This window comes from Kitasatospora sp. NPDC058032 (assembly GCF_042885845.1).
GTDB lineage: Bacteria > Actinomycetota > Actinomycetes > Streptomycetales > Streptomycetaceae > Kitasatospora.
In genome coordinates this window covers 305,301-324,442 of the sequence record NZ_JBHVRK010000007.1, presented here as the reverse complement: position 1 = coordinate 324,442, position 19,142 = coordinate 305,301, and the positions used below count along the sequence as shown (strand labels likewise).

At 74.9% G+C, this 19,142-nt stretch carries 1 protein-coding gene (only partly in view); it reads left to right on the top strand.

Going from position 1 to position 19,142, the window contains the following annotated elements:
• Nucleotides 1-19,142, top strand: the 3' portion of a protein-coding gene (locus tag ACFVUH_RS14805; protein WP_387913499.1) for an EndoU domain-containing protein. Its footprint begins 8,281 nt before the window's first position; only the last 19,142 of its 27,423 coding nucleotides appear in the window; its start codon lies off the left edge, out of view; it ends in the stop codon at nt 19,140-19,142.

Sequence of the window (19,142 nt, the reverse complement as noted above, 5' to 3'; positions counted from 1 at the left end):
TCACCGTCCGGGGCGCCCTGCCCCGGCTGCACGCCGCGGCGGGCCAGTACGACCTGGCCATGGTCCTCGAGCGGGTGCCCCAGCAGCCGCCGGACGCGCCGTGGACCGTGTCGGGCGCGGCGCTGGTCGACGTGCCGCGGCAGCACTTCGCCGACGCGGTGTGGGAGCACCCGACGGCGGGCCGCCACCTGCCGGGCGAGTGGACCGCCGAAGAGGCCCGCTACGCCGCGCACCGGATCCGGGCCACGACGCAGCCCGTCGAGGCCGGCCCGGTGCCGCCCGGAGGCACGGACCGGCCCGTGCTCCACCACGGCGAGTTCGCCGGGGTGAAGCTCACCGTACGGGTGCAGGACGGCCGGATCACCGACTTCTGGGGCCAGCCGGACCAGCGCGTGCCGCACCAGCTGACCGCGCCGGTGGCCGAACGGCGCGAGGTGCTCGGGACCCACGAGGTCGTGCCCCCGGCGGACGCCTTCGACCGTGGCATGGAGGCGCGGCGGGTCCAGGGCTTCGAGGTGAGCCGGGTCCGGCTGCCCGACGGCGACACCGAGGCCGTGGTCACCGTCCGGGTGCGCCTGGACACCGGGGACCTGCCACTGGTGGAACTGCGCACCGTCGAGCGGCTCGAACAGCTGCTCGACCGGGCCCGTGCCTCGGTGGCGGCGACCTACGACGTCGGCCAGCGGCTGCCCAGCGGTGACCGGCTGCGGGCGCGGATCGAATTCGTGAACGACCCCGATGCCGCGCACCACACCGTGAAGATCCACCCGACCTTGGAACGCGAGAACCACCGCAACTGGAGCCTGGACAGCAGGGGCGACACCATCGCCCACGAGGTCGGGCACCTGTTCGGCCTGCCCGACGAGTACCGCGAGGCGTCGAAGGGCAGCCGTCCGATCTACCTCGACAGCGGGCTGATGGCGTCCCGGTACCGGGACGACCACGGTCTGATCGAGGTCGACGCGGACTCCCCGTCCGACGGCCACTTCTCCCTCGACCCGCACCAGGTCCTGCCGGCGCGCAACCTGCGGCAGCTGGGTGCCGTGATCGACCTCGCCTTCGGCGCCGACCGCGGACCCGACCCGGCGGGCACCCGCCCGCCGCGGCCGCGGGTGAACGAGGACGCCCGGCGAACGGCGCTGTACGGCGACGGGCGTGACGGCGGCCACCTGTTCCCGCCGCCGGGTTCGGGCCGTCCGCGGCCGGAGCGGATCGCGGGGTCGGAGAACCGCAACGGTACGTTCCGGGTGAAGGGCGGTCCCGCCGAGGACGCCCCGGTCGACCGTCACCGGCTGGCCGGCGACCTCGCGGTCAGCCGGGCGGGTGAGACCCGGCGGGCCGCACGGGACGGCGACCGCCACCGCACGATGTTCCCGGAGCACTGGTCGTCCGACGACGCGGTCTACGCGGCGGAGCAGGCGTACCAGCAGGCGCGTCGCCGGGGTGACGAGGGGTTCACCGAGGCCGGGCCCGGCAGTTGGACGTTCACGGGTGAGTACGGCGGGGTGCGGATCGAGGGCCGGGTCGTGGTCCGGACCGAGTTCCGGCCGGAGAACCCGGCCGAGAACCGGCGCGGTGGTCCGGTCGAGGTGGCGGAGATCGTCTCCTTCCGCCCGGCCGACGACCAGGGCGGGCTCGGTGCGGCCCCGCACCTGCCGTGGCGCCCCTCCGAAGGGGCCTTCGGCCGGCGTGTCGAGGACCTGGTGCGCTACGGCGACCGGCACACCCTCACCGGCCTGCACCACCAGCCGGCGGACCGGGCCCTGGCGGTGCACGGGATCGACATCGGGGAACCCTCGCACACCAACCCCAACGGGACCTACCGCGCCCCGGTCTGGTTCCTCGACCCCGTCGCCGCCCCGGGTTCCAGGCTGGCGGAGTTCGACTCCCGCTGGCGCCGGCGCGAGGACTCCCCGGCCCACATGTTCTACCCCCGGGACTGGGACGCGCTGCGGGTCCTCGACGCCGTCCGGACGGCGTACGAAACCCGCGACCGGGCCCACGACCGCACCGTCAACGGCGCCGTCCACTGGACCGGAGTGGCCGACGGCGTCCGGATCGAGGGCATCACCCGGGACGGGCGGCACCTGATCCACCGCCCGGCGGACGACCAGCCCGGCGGGCCGCCGGCGGACGGGAACCGCTCCTACCCGCTCACCGAGCCGGCCCCGCCCGGCCCCGGCGAGCGCCCAGCGACCGTGCCCCGGCCGGTCGCGGACCCGGTGGCGGCCGACGCGGTCGCCCCGTCCCTGAGGCCCGACGCGGGCCGGGGCCTGCCGCGGGAGTGGACCCGGGAGGAGATGATCCACGCGGCCGTCCGGGGCGAGCAGATCGGATCCGAGCAGCGGGACGGGGACGTGCTGCTGCGGCAGGTGCGCTTCGGCGACGTCCTGATCACCGTGGTGCGGGACTGGGACAGCTACAAGGTCATCGACTTCCGGGCCGCGGACGGGCACACCCCGCCGCCCCAGGGCTCCCTGCCGCTGCCCCCTCGCGGTTCCGGGCTGTCGCCCGCCCCGGACGGCGCGGGCTCGCTGTTGCATGCGCCGCGCGACCCCGACGCCGGCGCCGACGCCGATGTCCCGGCAACCGCCCCGCCGGCGGCCCGGCACACCGCCTGGCAGCCCACCGAGCCCGACGGCACGCTCAAGGGCGGCCCGCGGCGCCCGTCCGCCCTCCAGGACGGTGAACGGCAGGAGACCCTGCCCAACGGCACGGTCCGCGTCTTCAAGGCGCAGCTGGACCCCTCGGTCGCGTCGGGCGCGCCGCTCGCGGCCTTCCCGTCGCGCTGGAGCCGGTCGCTGCTCGACCCCGGAACCGTGTTCTACCCGAAGAAGTGGACCGAGGAGCACCTCCGGGCCCGGGTCGCCGAGGCGCTGGAGAACACGCCGTTCGTGCGCGTGGAGAACGGCGTCACCTTCAGGCTGGGCCGGGCGGAAGGCGTCTGGATCGAGGGAATGTACCTGGCGGACGGCAGTCTCATGGGCCACCGTCCGTCCCCGCACCAGTCGGTCCGGGACCCGAGGTACGACGTCGGCACGGTGGCGACGGTCGGCCGGGGAGCCGAGGTGCAACTGTCCGGCTTCGGACCGGTCTCGGTCCACCGCGACCTGATGTCCGACGGCACCGAGGTCGTCCGGCTCACCGCCCGGGTCCGGCCGACGGGCACCGAGAACCTCTCCCAGCCCGACCTCGTGCGGGCCCAGATCGAGCTGCACCGGGCCGCCGGCCAGTTGCTGGCCGGCCATCAGGACGGCAACACCCGGATCGAACTCGGGCTGAGGTTCACCCGGGACGACGACGCCGCCGAGGTCCACTACGTCCCCGGCCGGGGCTTCACCCTCCAGCAGGCCGTACCGCGGCTGCACGAGGCCGTGACCGGACAGGGCCCGGACGGGATCCTGGCCGCGGTGCGGCAGCAGGCCCCGGAGCCGCCGCGGACCGTGTCCGGCGAGACGATGCTGCACGGGGTGCGGGCACTCTTCACCCCGGCGGCCTGGGACCGCCCGACCGAGGGCCGCCACCTGCCGCGCGAGTGGACCGCCGACGAGGCCCGCTACGCCGCGAGCGTGGTGGCGCGCTCCGCGTTCCGCGTCCCGGTCGGCCCGGTGCCGGACGGGGGCACGACCGCGCCCACGCTGCGGCACGGCGAGTTCGCCGGGGTGCGGCTCACGGTGCGGGTGGAGGACGGCCGGATCACCGACTTCTGGGCCCAGCCCGACCAGCGCGTCCCGGAGCAGCTGACCGAGGCCGGGCCGGAGCAGCGCCGAGTGCTGGCGACCCGTGAGGTCGTGCCGCCGACGGACCCCTTCGACCGCAGCCTGGAGGAGCGCTGGCTCCAGCGGTTCTCGGTGAGCCGGATCAGGCTCGCCGACGGTGACACCGAGTCACTGGTGACCGTCAAGGTGTACCTGGACACCGGTGACCTGGACATGGCGAAGCGGGCCACCAAGGAGGGCCTCAAGGACCTGGTCAGGAGCGCCCGCGCCGGGATGGCGGAGATCTACGACCTCGGCCAGCGGCTGCCGAGCGGCGACCGGCTGCGGGTGAAGCTCGCGTTCGTGCGCACTCCCGGCGAAGCGCACCACACCGTGCAGGTCCACCCGACGCAGCCGCGGCCCAACGCCCTCAACTGGGGCCTGGACACCCCGGCCAAGGCCGTCGTCCACGAGGTCGGCCACCTGCTCGGGCTGCCGGACGAGTACCGCGAGCGCTCCCGCCCCGGCCGGGTCCGCGCGGTCCACGGCGACGGCGGGGTGATGGGCGCGGCCGTGCGCGACCGCTTCCAGCGGGTCACGCTCGATGTCGAGAACCCGCCCGGCGGCGAGACCCGGGAGGACCCGCGGCCCGTCCTGAAGGCACGGAACCTGCGGCAGCTGGGCGCCGTGATCGACACGGCCCTCGGTGCCGATCGCGGCCCCGGTCCGGCCGGCACCCACCCGCCGCGGCCGCGAGTGAACGAGGACGCCCGGCGCGCCGCGCTGTACGGCGACGGGCGTGACGGCGGCCACCTGTTCCCGCCGCCGGGTTCGGACCGGCCGAGGCCGGAGCGCGTGCCGGGGTCCGAGAACCGCAACGGCACCTTCCGGGTGCTCGGCGGCCCGGCCCCCGAGGCGACGACGGTCCACCACCGCCTGGCCGGCGATCTCGCGCTCGGCCCGGCCGGGGGCTCCCGGGGCGGCGACCGCCACCGCACGATGTTCCCGGAGCACTGGTCGTCCGACGACGCGGTGTACGCGGCGGAGCAGGCGTACCAGCAGGCGCGTCGCCGGGGTGACGAGGGGTTCACCGAGGCCGGGCCCGGCAGTTGGACGTTCACGGGTGAGTACGGTGGGGTGCGGATCGAGGGCCGGGTCGTGGTCCGGACCGAGTTCCGGCCGGAGAACCCGGCCGAGAACCGGCGCGGTGGTCCGGTCGAGGTGGCGGAGATCGTCTCCTTCCGCCCGGCCGACGACCAGGGCGGGCTCGGTGCGGCCCCGCACCTGCCGTGGCACCCGTTCCCGGACGCCTTCGGACAGCGGGTGGTGGACCTGGTGCGCTACGGCGACCGGCAGACCCTCACCGGCTTCCACCACCAGCCGGACCTCGGCGGGCCCCAGGAAGGGGGCTTCACCAAGGTGGAGCGGGCCGGTGCCCGAGCGGGCGTCAGGACGGGGAACCGCTCGTTCCACTCCAACCCCAATGGGACCTACCGCGCCACCGCCTGGTTCCTCGACCCGTTCGTCGCCCCGAGGGCGCACCTGGCGCAGTTCCCCTCCCGCTGGTTCAGGCGGGCCGACCACCCGTCGACCATGTTCTATCCGTCGCACTGGCGGGCCGGGCGGATCCAGGACGCCGTCCAGACGGCGTACGCGACCCGCGACCACGCCGACGACCGGGTCGTGAACGGCGCCGTCCACTGGACCGGCACCGGCGACGGCGTCAGGATCGAGGGCATCACCCGGGACGGCCGGCACGTGATCCACCGCCCGGCGGACGACCAGCCCGGCGGCCGGGTGCGGGGGAACTCCGCCCCGCTCGCCGAGCCCTCGGCGCCCGGCACCGGCCGGCGCCCGGCCGTCGTCGCCGACGTCGGCACGATCGCGGTGCCCCCGCGCGAGGTCGGCGTGCTGAGGACCGGGGCCGGCCGCGGCCTGCCGGACGAGTGGACGGCCGGGGAGAAGCTCTACGCGGCCTACGCGGGCCGCCCGCTGGGCGACGAGACCGCGCTCGACGGCGGCGGCTCACAGGTCCGGGTGAGGTTCGCCGGTGTCGAGATCACGGTGGTGCGCGACTGGAACCGCCGGATCGTCGACTTCACGGTCGCGGACGGCCACGTCCCGCCGCCCCAGCGCGCCGTCCCGGTGCCCGAGCGCGGCACCGGCCGGCCGGCCCACCAGGGCGACGGGACCGAGGTCGTGCCGCACCACCCCGCGTCGGACGAGGACTCCGGCCACGACGGCTCGCAGGACGGCCACCCCCTCTCCGACGAGGGCGAGGCCATGGAGCTGTACCCGGACGCCGACGAGTCCATGTCGGCCGCGGACTCGCTGGACCTCCTGCTGTCCTCCGACGACGAGGACATGGGCTGGGAGGACGGCTCCGACGCCGGATCCGGCAGCCGGTCCGCGGACCAGGACGCGCGGTCCGAGCTGTTCATGGACCTCGACGAGGCACCGGCGCGCCCGCGTCCGGCCCACGGGGCGCCGGCGCCCGACCTCAGGTTCGCCGTGGTCCTCGACCCGGTCGAGGTCAGCGCGCCCACCGACCCGGCGCTGCACAGCAGCACCTCCACGCACCACCGGCGCTTCCAGGCCGCCCGCGGCTTCCTGCTGGACGGCACCCCGGCGGTCGAGGCCGTGCTGCGGATCCACCTCGACACCTCGCAGCTGCCGGCCGGGCAGGACCACACCGAGGCGCTGCGGAACCTGCGCGAACGCGCCCTGCGGAGCGTGGACGAGTACTACAACACCGGGCACCGGCTGCCGGACGGTGACGTCCTGGTGGTGCGGGCCGAGTTCGTCGAGGACCCCGGCCGGGCGCACCACCGGGTCCTGGTCCTGGACGGCGACGTCCGCGAGCACAACGACCTCTGGGGACTGGACTCGGAGGGGACTGTCCTGGGCCACGAGATCGGCCACCTGTTCGGCCTGCCCGACGAGTACCGGGAGCGGCGCCTCCACGAGGAGACGGTCGACGAGGACGGCAACGCCGCGGTCGTCCTGGACGAGGTCCGCCCCCGGCCGGTGTACACCGACGCCGGACTGATGGCGGGCACCCTGGCCGCCCGCGACCGGGCCCGCGTCGACATGGACGCCGGGATCACCCCGGACGGCACCCCGATGCACTTCGCGCTCACGCCGCGGAACCTGCGCGAGCTGGGCGCGGCCATCGAGCAGGCGCTCGGCCCCGTGCAGACGCTGCCGAACACCCACGAACTGCCGCGCCGGGCCGCCTTCGACCTGGACGCCCGGCAGTCCTCGCTGTTCGGCGACACCCGCAACCCGGGCGGCCACCTGCTGCCCCCGGCCGGCTCCGACCGGACGGCGCCCGAGCGGGTGGTCCGGGTGGAGCACAACGGCGTCGTGGTCGCCGACTTCTCCTCGTCCTCCGCCGTCCCCCGGGCCCGTCAGGTGGACACGCTCTCCGCCGCCGGCGACCTGCTGACCACCGAGCCGGCCCACCGGCGGATGTTCCCGCGCAACTGGACCGGCGAGGACGCGGTGTACGCGGCCGAGCAGGCGTATCTGAACGCGCTGGGCAACGACACCGTCGTGCCGCTCGACGGTGGCCGGCACCGCTGGACGGGGGAGTACAACGGGGTGCGGATCGAGGGCGAGGTCCACGGCGACCGGTTCCTGTCGTTCCGTCCGGCGCAGGACCAGCCGGACGTCGACCCGCCGCTGAGCGCCCCCCACCGCCCGGCCCCCGACGACCCGGGACGGGGCTTCGGATCGTTCGGCCAGCGCGCCGAGGACATCGTCCGCTACGGTGACCGGCAGAACCTCACCGGCCTGCACCACGAGCTGGACCCGGGCCACGTGGCGGACCCGGCGAACACCCTCCGGGCGCACGGCGTGCGGGTCGTCGAGACCACCCCGCCGATCCACAACGGCACCTACCGCGCCCGGGTGGCCTTCCTCGACCCGACCGTCGCCCCGAACTCCCCGCTCGCCGAGCTCCCGACCCGCTGGCGCTTCCGCGGCAACGCCGACGGCGGAAGCGGACGCACCATGTACCCGCGTCACTGGCGGGCCGAGGAACTGCTGACCCGCGTCGACGAGGCGCACGACGGCGTGCCGCCCGAGCAGCGGGTCTACCTGGAGGACGGCCGGACGTACTACTGGGTGGGCGAGGCCGACGGGGTCCGCATCGAGGGCCTCGCCCGCGACGGCGCCCACCTGGCCCACCGCCCGACCGACACCCAGCCCATGACGGAGTGGGACCAGCGGCGGGTGCTGCGCACCTCCCCGGACACCATGACCTGGATGGGCGACCGCCCGCTCGCCGTCTCCCGGGTCCTGTTCGACTCCGGGCAGGAGGGCCTGCGGATCACCGTCCCCGTGCGCACGGTCGCCGAGGGCCGACTGACACCCCATCAGCTCGCGTTCGCCGAGAACGCGATCCAGAGCCGGGTGAACGACTACGTCCAGCAGCGGGTGCTGGAGACCGCGGACGCGAACGGGCTGCCGCCGAGGCTGATCGCCGTCGTCCTGGACTTCGCCCCCGGCCGTCCGGACGTCTTCTCCGAGGCGTTCGTCCGCCCCGACGCGGTGTCGGGTGCCGCGGACGTCCTCGGCCCGCTGGCCGTCCAGGCCGGTGAGCACGTGTTCCACGGGATCACCCACGCCCTGAACGACTTCACGACCCCGCTCGCGGACCTGGTCGCCCAGCAGGGCGCCCCCCGCGTCCCCGCCGACCTGCGCGAACCCGGCCCGCTGCGGCCGGACGCGCGCCCGCCCGCCGTGCTGGCCGGCTGGGACCAGCAGACCGCGCTGCACCTGCGGAACCTGGACGGGCGGTTCAGCCCGGACGCCCTGGCCGCCGATCCGCACGACCTGCCCGCCGGGCACAGCCTGCCCCGGGAGTGGACGGCCCGCGACGCGCGGTGGGCCGCGGTCGCGATCCTCGACGACCACGACAGCCGGCACGGCCCGACCGTCACCGGCACCGTCCGGGGCACGGTCGGCGACGTCGAACTCGCCGTGCACGTGGTGGACGGGCGGATCGTCCTGGTCGCCGGCGTCGGCGACCAGCGGGACCTCCCGCAGCTGCACGTCCCGCCGCTCACCGCGGACGGCGCACCGTCCCCCGCCCTCGGCACCGCCCCGGCCGCGCCGCACCTCACGCCGCCGGACGGCCACCCGCTGCTGGACGCCGTCGCGGACGCCGCGCCCGAACTGGTCGGGGCCCTGCTGGCGCACCACGGCCTCCCGCCGGGCACCGGGCGCCCGGAGGCGCTCCGGCTGATGGCCGCCGAGGCGGCCGGGTACCTCCAGCGGACCCGCCCCGAGGACCTGCCCGCCGAGGTGCTGACCGCCTTCCGCCCCGGGCTCGCGTCGCACCCGGCGACCGCCCAGGAGCTGCGCGCCCTGCGGCACGCCCTGGCGGCCTCGGACGGCACCCACGACGCCGGGCTCGGCGACGCGCTCGCCCCGCTGCTGGCGCACGCCCTGCACATCCGGCTGGAGGTGACCGACCAGCAGGGGAACACCGCGCACCACGGCCCGGACAGCGAGACCGTCGTGCGCATCGCCGACGAGGGCGCGGAGCGGCACGACACCGCGAGCCACGACACCGACATGCTGTCCGAGCGGGAGTCCTCCCCGGCCGGGACCGACCACGGCGAGGACCTCACCATGCTGGTGGACCCCGCCGAGACCGAGCTGGCCCAGGTCACCGCGGCGCGCGAGGTCCGGGCCCCGCTCGACCTCTTCCGGCGATCCGTCTCCGCCTCCTACCTGCGCGGCTACGAGGTGCGGCGCGGCTTCCTGGAGAACGGCGACCCCGCCACCGAGATCGTGGTGCGCATCCACATCCGCCGGGAACCGGCCGAGGAGGGCATCGAGGAGGGCTACGGCTACGACGCCCCCGTCGAGCAGTTCACCGACGAGCAGATCGGCCAGGTGATCGACCGGGTCTGGGAGGGCGTCAACCAGGCGTACAACACCGGCCACCGGCTGCCCAACGGCGACGTGCTGCGGGTGCGGCCCGAGTTCGTCGACCACTCGGCCGACGTGAACCACCACGTCCACATCGTCGACCTGTTCAGCCGCAGGCTCCACGAGGACAACGAGACCTGGTCCCTCGAATCGACCCCGGACACCCTGGCCCACGAACTCGGCCACCTGCTCGGGCTCGACGACGAGTACCGCCGCCACCAGAACCGGCACACCGTCTACACCGACGCCGGGATGATGGGCTCCGACCGGGTCGAGCACGGCCGGATCTCCGCCGACCAGCTCGCCGGCATCGGCCCCCAGCAGGTCGACGGCGTGCCGGCGCCGGCCCCGCGCAACCTGCGCGAGCTGGGCGCCGCCATCGACGAGGTGTTCGGCACCCAGCCGTCCCGGCTCCCCTCCACCCACCTCGCCCCCGACGGCCGGCCGCTGCCGCCCCGGGCCGCCTTCGACCTGGACGCCCGGCAGTCGTCGCTGTACGGCGACCGCCGCACCGAGGGCGGCCACCTGTTGCCGCCGCCCGGCTCCGACCGCCGCCGGCCGTCGGCGCTCGTCGAGCAGCACCCGAACGGCGTGCTGCACGTCGAGTACGAGGCCGCACCGCCCGGCCCGCGCCGCTCGGCCGACGTCCGCACCAGCAGCGCCGCCGGCGACCTGCTCACCACCGACACCGCCCAGCGGCGGCGGCTGTTCCCGCGCAACTGGACCGAGGACGACGCCGTCTACGCCGCCGAACAGGCCTACCTCGACGCGCTGCGGCACAACGCGGTGGTCCCGGCCGGCGGCGGACGCCACCGCTGGACCGGCGAGTACGCCGGCGTGCGGATCGAGGGCGAGCTCCACGGCGACCGCTTCCTGTCCTTCCGGCCCTCCGAGACCCAGCCGGAACCGGCCGGGCCGCCGGCCCCGCCCGCCCCGCCGACCCGCCCCCGGCGGACGGCCACGCCCTGGGACGGCCTGTCCGACCTGGACCCGCTGCCGCCGCGCGACCCGGACCTCGACTACGCGCCCGCGCGGCCCGACAGCCTGCTGCGCTACGGGCAGCGGGCGCAGGACGTCTCCCGCTACGGCGACCGGCAGTCCCTCGCCGGTCTGCACCAGGAGTTCGCCCCGCGCTCGACCGTGGACCTCGCCACCTGGCACCGGCTGCGCGGCGTCGAGGTGATCGAGCGCGGCGCCCCCCACGTCAACGGCACCTACCGGGCCCGGGTGCGCTTCCTCGACGCGACCGTCGCCCCCGACGCGCCGCTCTCGGAGTTCCGCAACCACTGGTTCGAGCCGCAGGGCAGCTCGGTGCGCACGATGTTCCCGCGCGAGTGGGGCCGCACGGGCGTGCTCCAGGCCGTCGAGTCCGCGCACGCCTCGGCCTTCCACCGGGTCCGGATCGACGAGCGGACCTACCGCTGGATCGGCGAGGCGAACGGCGTCCGCATCGAGGGCATCAGCCGCGACGGCCGGCACCTCGCCTACCGGCCCACCGACCTCCAGCCCGGCGCCCACACGGAGGCGTGGGACCAGCAGCAGGTGATCGCCACCGGTGCCACCCGGCAGATCGCCGCCGGTACGGGCCAGTTGATCGTCCGGCGGGTGCTCTTCAACTCCGGGCAGCACGGCGTGGACATCGCCGTCCCGCTGCACGTGAGCCCGCAGGAGGGGGTGACGGAGCAGCAGGTGCGCGCCTTCACCGACCGGGTGAACCAGGACGTCCAGCAGGCCTGGGCCCAGGGCAACCGCGGCCGGCAGCCGCTGCTGGTCAACGTCACGGTGGTGCCGGTGGCCGAGCCCGCGGGCGCCTTCCGGAGCCTCACCGCGCAGGAGGCCGCCGGGTCCACCGTCTCGACGCTGGTGGGCCGGCTGCTGCCCGGGTTCGGCTGGAACCGGCCCGGCGGCGCGCTGCGGCAGCTGTTCGACCTGGCGGGACCGGTGACCAGCTACTCCGACCGGGTGCTGCCGACCACCGGTCCCGCGGCGCTGCGCGAGCCCGGTCCGCGCCGGCCCGGGGAGCAACTTCCGCCGATAGTGCCGCAGTTCGATGTCAGGACGCTCCGGCCGCACTTCACCGAGAGCGCCTGGAACGATCCGCGCGGGCCCGGCCTGCCGCGCGAGTGGGCGGCCGACGACGTCCGCTACGCGGCGGGTGTCGTGCTCGACCGGGCCGGACGGACCGGTCAGCTGCCGGCCGACGGCGTGCTGCACGGCACCGCCGGCGGCGTCACCGTGCACGTCCGGCGGGAGGGCGGCCGGATCGCCGAGGTCTGGGGCGAGCCGGGCCAGGAGGGCTCCCGGCAGCACTCCACCCCGGCCGACAACGGCGCCCCCGGCGGGCGCAACGCGGTCCGGCCGGAGGAGGAGCCGGCCGGCGCGCCGATGCTGCGCGCGCTCGTCGAGGACGATCCGCGGCTGCTGACCGGGCTGCTCGGCGCGGACGAGGCCGCGCGGCTGGCCGCCGACCCGGCCGGCGCCGAGCGGGCCCTGCGCGAGCTGGTCGAGCAGCGGTTCCGGGAGAACCCCGAGCTGGGCAGGGAGGCCTACGAGCTGTACGCGGCGTGGGCCGGCCGGCTGGGCGAGGAGGTGGCGGACTGGCCGGTCTTCGTGGAGGACCTCCACCGGGAGATCGCCGCCTGGCGGGAGCAGGGCTGGGACTCCGTGCGCGACCCGCGCGCCGTGCGTGACGCCTTCGCCGTGCTCACGGCCGCCGCGCTGGACCTGCGGGTCACCCTGGTGGACGTCCGCAACGACCGTACGACCGTCTCCGAGTTCGGCCCCGCGAACGGCCGCCGGATCACGCTCGACCACACCGAGCAGGAGGGCTACTCGACCGTCGCCGCCGCGGAGCACCGGCAGGAGCAGCAGCGGCTCGACCGGCTCCGCAGGGAGCAGGCCGAGCGGGAGACCGAGCGGCTGGAGTCCGAGCGCTTGGAGTCCGAGCGGCTGGAGGCCGAGGAACGGGAGCGGCTCCGCCGGCGGGACGAGGAGGACTCGTCGGAGGAGGAGCCGACCGAGGAGGAGCGGCAGCGGCTCCAGGAGAGGACGGCGGGCAAGCGCAAGGCCCCGCGGCCGGCCGGCGACGGCGAGGACGTGCGCGAGCACCCGGTGCGCGACAACCGCGCGTCCACGACGCGGGTGTCCGACGAGGACATGCCGGAGATCCTGCGGCAGATCCAGGAGTTGGAGAACGCCGAGTCCGGCAGGCAGGGGCAGGGCTCCGGCACCCGGGCGCCGCTGGTCCGCTCCGAGGAGGAGAACACCGGGCCGGTGACCAAGGGCGGCGACGACTCGGAGCTCGTGGTCAAGCCCAAGGAGGAGTCGGAGATCCAGGAGATCCCGGCCCCGCCCAAGGGCGAGGACGTCGTGCTGCCGGCCGTGCCCAAGGCCGACGAGCGGACGCCGCTGCTGCCCCCGCGTGCCGTCGCCGAGTCCGGCGTCCTCTCCGGCTCGCACATGGTGACCAGCCTCGGCGAGCCCAACTCCGTGCTGGTCACGAACCTCGCCGCCCGGATCGTCGAGGTGCTCCCGCCGGAGACCGTCAACCGGCAGGCGCTCGCCCGGACGCTCGCCGAGAGCCTGTTCAGCGACTCCGGCCTGCGGGCCCAGGTGTCGTCCCTCTCCCGCGGGGAGGTCTTGCACATCCCGGTCGGCACCGACTCCCGGCACGGCACCGTCACCCTCCGCGGCGAGGTGGCGGACCTGGTGCACCGGGCGGGGGAGAAGGCGAAGGCGAAGTTCGAGTACGAGGGCGGCAGCGACCGCATCGTGACGCTCGGCACGACCACCGGCGGACGCAAGCGCCTCGGCCTCGGCCTCCAGGGACGGTTCGACTTCTTCAAGCTGTTCCGGATCCAGGGCTCCGGCGGCGTCCAGGGCGACCTGATGTCCTGGGAGGGGCTGACGACCCGGGCGCGGTTCTTCTCCCGTTCCAAGACCACCGAGGTCACCGAGATGTTCGACGGGAGGCTGCTCCTGGAGGTGGGGTACCAGCCGACCGGGCGGCGGGGAACCGAGGACCTGTCCCGCCGGCTGGACCCGGCGGCCGACAACGTCCTGGCGACGCCGGTCCAGGTGGGCATCCCGCAGCGCGAGACCCGGGCCTCCGCCGCCGACGCCGACCCGGGCCACCAGGCCTGGCCGGAGAACTTCGCCGAGGGCCACCGGACGCAGGCCCGGCTGCACCTGTCCCACGTCATGCTGGACGTGCACGCCAAGGGCCTGCCGCAGCTGCGTTCGGCGCCGCGCGAGGACGCGGGCGGGGGCGTGGAGCTCCAGGAGCTGAACACCCCGCCCGGCCGGCCCGTTCAGCGGCAGGTCATGGCGGGCGTCGTCGACCTCCTCACCCAGCACGCCGACGTCCGGGCGGCGTTCAAGGGCGACGCCGCGACGCTCTCCGACCGGCTGGTGGCGGAGTTCGGCTACCAGCGCCTCCAGCAGGACTTCAAGGGCATGACCAACGGCGAGTCCGTCGTCGTCCGGCTCCCCGGCAGCGATGTGCGGATCGAGGTGAGGGCCGCCAACCGCGAGCTGAACCTGCTGGCCCTCACCAAGGAGACCGAGTTCAACACCGGTGCGGGCTCCGTGATGACCAAGCTCAAGCGGAAGGTCCTGAGCGGGCTCCGGCAGCTCCAGGGCGGCGGCCGGCTCGGCTCCGACGAGCTCAACGTCGGCGGTGTCTTCGGCATCCGCAAGGGATCGGACTCGATCCACATCTCGGGCCGGACGCTGGAGACCGCGGTCACCACCAAGACCAAGGAGCCGGGCGCGATGCTCGACGGCGACGGCTACCTGGAGGTGGTGGTCCACTCCGGTGACCGGCGGCTGGGCGACGCCGTCGAGGTGCCGGTCGGGTTCCGCACGATGATGCCGCAGTCGGACCTGACGACGGCGCCGCGGACGACGCCGCCCACCGACCGGCAGGCGGGGCCGGCGTCCGAGCACGAGCTCACCGGCAGCCGCCTGCCGGAGTCCACCGTCGTCCGCGACCTCGGCTCCGTCGGGGAGCTGCGGGCCGACCTGGAGCGGGCCGGCAAGGAGTACTACGGGAGCCTCTGGCCGGACGTCCGGGACGAGGTGATGCAGCTCGTCACCCAGCCCGCGCTGGCGTCCCGGCTCGGCGCGATGACCCGCGGGGAGGAGTTCGAGCTGAACTCCTTCGACCGGAGCAAGCCGGGCGCCCTCAAGGACTCGGTGCTGGGACGCGACCTCAAGGTCACCATCAGGGCCACCCTCACGGACTCGGAGTTCCTCCGGCAGAGCAACAACGCCGACCTCAGCCGCCAGAACGAGACCAGCACGTTCGGCTCCGAGCGCCGGCAGAGCGGGAAGCACAAGGTCAAGCAGGGCAGCGTCACGTTCCCCGTGGCCGACAACCCGCCCTACGGCAACACCGACCTCGGCCTCCAGGAACGGGCCCGCGTCGGCTCCCGCGACTCCGCCGCGGACAAGCTCTACGCCAACAGCAAGATCCGCGACGCGCAGAACGTCCACCGCGGGACAGTGCGGTTCACGCTGACCCTGGAGGGCAGGGGCGGACCGCGCGAGGTCGGCGGGGACATCGGCACCGAGTTCAGCGTGCCGTCCCCGAAGGCCGCGCTGGAGACGGTCGTGCCGACCGTCCTGCCGCGCAATGAGCTCGGCGCCTCCACCGTGGTCTCGTTCAAGGAACTGGCGGACGGGAGGAGCGGCGGCGCGGAGGTGCTCAGCGAGGTCCGCGACGCGTTGAAGAAGCGCTTCGCCGCGCGCGGCGGCGTCACCCGGGAGCTGGAGCGCACCCTCGCCGAGGAACTCGGGCCGAGGACGCTGCAGGCCAACCTGTCCCAGCTCACCCGGGGCGGGGTGCTCAAGGTGCCGGTCGAGGGGCCGGGCTGGTCGGCCGAGGTCGTCGTCCGGGCCAAGCTGAAGGAGGCGCCCCTGCTGCGGCGGGAGGTCAACGACGCCGAGATCGAGGTCGGCACCCAGAACCGGACCGGCCACGGCGTCTCCCGCGACGAGCGGGAACGCACGACGGGCACCGTCGGACTGACCGGCAAGCCGGACCGGGACGGCAAGAGCGTGCTGACGGTCGACTACTCCTACCGTCACGACTCCGCGACCGGGATCGCCGTGGAGACCGCCGGCAGCATCATCAACCGGGCGAAGAACGTGTCCCGGGCCGCCGTCTCCGACGCCGACGCCGTGTTCGAGGTGGAGATCCGCGGCTGGACGGGCGGTCTCGTCCCCAGCACGACGAAGCTCGAACCGATCACGACGAAGACGGAGGTCATCACCCCGCGGTACGGCCCGGTGGAGGCGCCGCGCGCCGTCCCGGACCGCATCTGGCAGACGCACCTGCTGGGCTCCTCCGACGTCGTCACCAACGTCTTCGTGCCGGACGGCGCGCGCACCGGCCCGAAGCCGCTCGACTTCGGCAAGGCCGTCCTGCGCGGGGCGGGCGACCCGGGGGAGTTCGGCGGGCGGAACCTCACCAAGTGGCTGGACGGGTTCGGCAAGTCCGGCCTGCGCCACAAGCTCTACGACGTGCTCACCCCGAACACCCTGCACGACCAGCTCAAGGCCATGATGTCCGGCCGCGAACTGGTGGTCTCCGACGGGGGCGTGACCATCCGGATCGGCGCCTCCGTCAGGCGGCTGGCCCACACCGGCACCACCACGACCACCGAGTTCAACACCGGCACGCAGACCGAGCACACCCACTCGGCGGCCGACGGCGCGACCGGCGGCGGGACGGGCTCCGGCCACCAGCTGCGCGCGACGGTCGGGGTCTCCGGCGGCCCCTGGTACGCGGGCGGCTCGCTGACCGGGTCCACCGGCCACGACACCCAGGAGACCTGGTCCAACCGCGCGGGCTCCGGCAACACCACCAAGGTGAAGCCCAAGAACGCGAGCATCTTCACCGGACTCGCGGACCTGCACTTCCGGGTCGAGTGGAAGGAGCCGATCGGTACCGAACCCCCCTTCGTGATGGCCACCAAGCACGCCTACTTCCGGCGCCCGGTCGGCATGGAGACGGTCATCGACATCGCCGAGACCAGGACGCACGCCCCGACCGGGGACACGCCGAACCCGGGCAACGTCTTCGACTCCGCGACCGCGCCGCGCGGGGCCGCCCTGCGCACGCTGGCCGATCACGGGCCGGGGAGCGGCGTCGTGCGGATCCCGCCGGACCGGGTGTGGACGCACGGGCTGGTCGACACGGACGTGGTGCGGGCGGTCGGCATGGGGCCGGACGCGCGGCGGCAACTGACGGAGGGCGCGGAGGAGTTCCTGGGACCGGACACCTGGGACCGGGTCCGGGGCATGGTGGACCGGATGATCGATCCGGTGGCGCTGGCGAGCCGTCTCAGCACCCCGCTCACCCCGCTCACCCCACTCACCCCGCTCACGCCCGTCGCCCGGACCGGGGACGCCGGGCAGGTTCCGGCGGCCGGGGAGCCGACGCTCACGCACGGCCCCGGCAACTCCACGCTCCTGATCGGGCCGACCGACCTCGCCGGCGACGTCCGGGTGGAGGTCAGGGTGAGGATCAAGCAGCTGGACTTCCTGCGGACCGATCCGGAGTCGGAGTCCAACCCGACCAACGCCCTCTCGGTCACCGACGGCGTCAACGCCCAGCGCACGGTCCAGCTGGCCGGCCGCGTCACCGGCGGCGGCAAGGGCGACCTCCACACGTTCGTCGGCGGCCGGGGCGGCGGCTACCTCGACCTCGCCTACCAGCACCGGACCGACCTCGCGACCGGCGAGGGCGGCCAGCTCGGGAACAACGCCAAGATCAAGACCGACACCGCGCGCTACCAGGGCTTCGCCGAGGTCGAGGTGACCTACCACAGGGGTGAGCAGAAGCTGGCCCGCAAGGAGCTCATGGCGATCGAGATCGACATCCCGGTCGACAGCGTCAAGGGCGACACGGAGGTGCCGTCCGGCGGCTACCTGCGCTTCCACGACGACGCGCGCGACGGTGAACTGCGCCTGCACGGTGCGCCGCAGACGGCGGTGCGGTCGGTGGCGGACGCGCTGGGGCTGGACCCGGACGTCCCGGCCGACCGAGCCCGGATCCTGGGCGTCGGCCACGCCGCCCGGGAACTGCTCGCCGGCTCGCTCACCGTCGGCGGGGACCGGGCCGCGCGGTGGCTGCGGGGCCTCGACCGGCTGCTCCACCTCGCCGAGGACGAGTCCTCCGGCGGCGCCTTCGACCACCTCCGCAGGGTGCTCGACGGCCGGCCGGTGCCGGCGGAGGACCGGCGCCGCCTCCAGGAGCTGGCCGAGCACGTCGGTGAGGACCTCGACCTGTCGGCGGCCGAGGTGAACGCGCGGTGGGACGCCCCGGGCCCTCACCAGCCCGTGGACCTGAGCCTGCGCGAGCCGGCCGCCGGGGAGGACCCGACGATCCGTCTGGCGGTCGACGCCCACAGTGCCGGCGACATGAACCGGCTGCTCGCCGACGTCCGGCGGCAGGTCCTCCAGGCCGAGGGCGACGGGCCGCGGAGGGTCGAGATCGTCCTGGAGGTGTCGGCGGAGCGGGCCGGTCGGGAGACCGACCGGCTGGAGCGGAGGCTGCGCGAGGTGCTCCGCACGTCGCCGCACGAGGTGGAGGTGGTCATCCGGGCCACCGCGGCCCCGGTGGCCCGGGCGGAGGGGTCCGAGCCGGGCCACTCCTCGGGCGGCGTCCGCAGGTTCCGGGTCGGACCGCCGTCGCGGGACGCGGGGGAGGACCTGTCGGTGCAGACCCCGCCGGTGCGGCGCGCGCCGGTGGAGACCCCGCCGGTGCAGACCCCGCCGGTGCGGCGGGCGCCGGTGGAGAACGAGCCGGAAGAACAGCACACGACCACGGAGCAGGCCGGTCCGCCGAAGCAGGTCCCGCCGCAGGTGCGGACGGTGGAGGACGTGCCGACGTCGGAGCGGTGGCAGATCTCGGAGGACGAGACCACGACGTCGGAGTCGTTGTCGTCGCGGAACGGGTTGTCCGACGACACGCCGGACCTGCTCCAGGAGACCGACGGCTGGCTGCCGGGCATCGGGCCGTCGCTACGCGCCCCGCGCCGACGGCCGGTCCTGCCGGTCGAGGAGTCGTCCGTCACCGTGGCGGAGGACCTGTCGGGCGAGCACGAGCGGGAGGTGTCGGACAACTCGTGGGTGACGGCCCCGCTCTACGAGGGCGCGGACGACTCGGAGCTGCTGGAGCTGCCGGAGGTCCCGCACCGGCGCGATGTGTCGGGCGTCTCCTGGCGGACGGCCCGGCTCTACGAGGGCGAGGAGGAGTTCTACGAGCACCCGGGCTCACGGCTGGGGGACGAGTCGGACAACGATTCGGTCGACTCGGATCTGCTGGGCCTGCCGGACCCCGAGCTGAACCGGAAGCCGCTGCCGGACGTCCCGGAGGCCCCGGACCTCGGGGAGAGCCCGGAGAACCTGGAGAACCCGGAGAACCTGGAGAACGACATCTTCGCCGCCCTGACGCCGACCGGCGCCGGGTCCGGCTCCGAACAGGACGGGTGA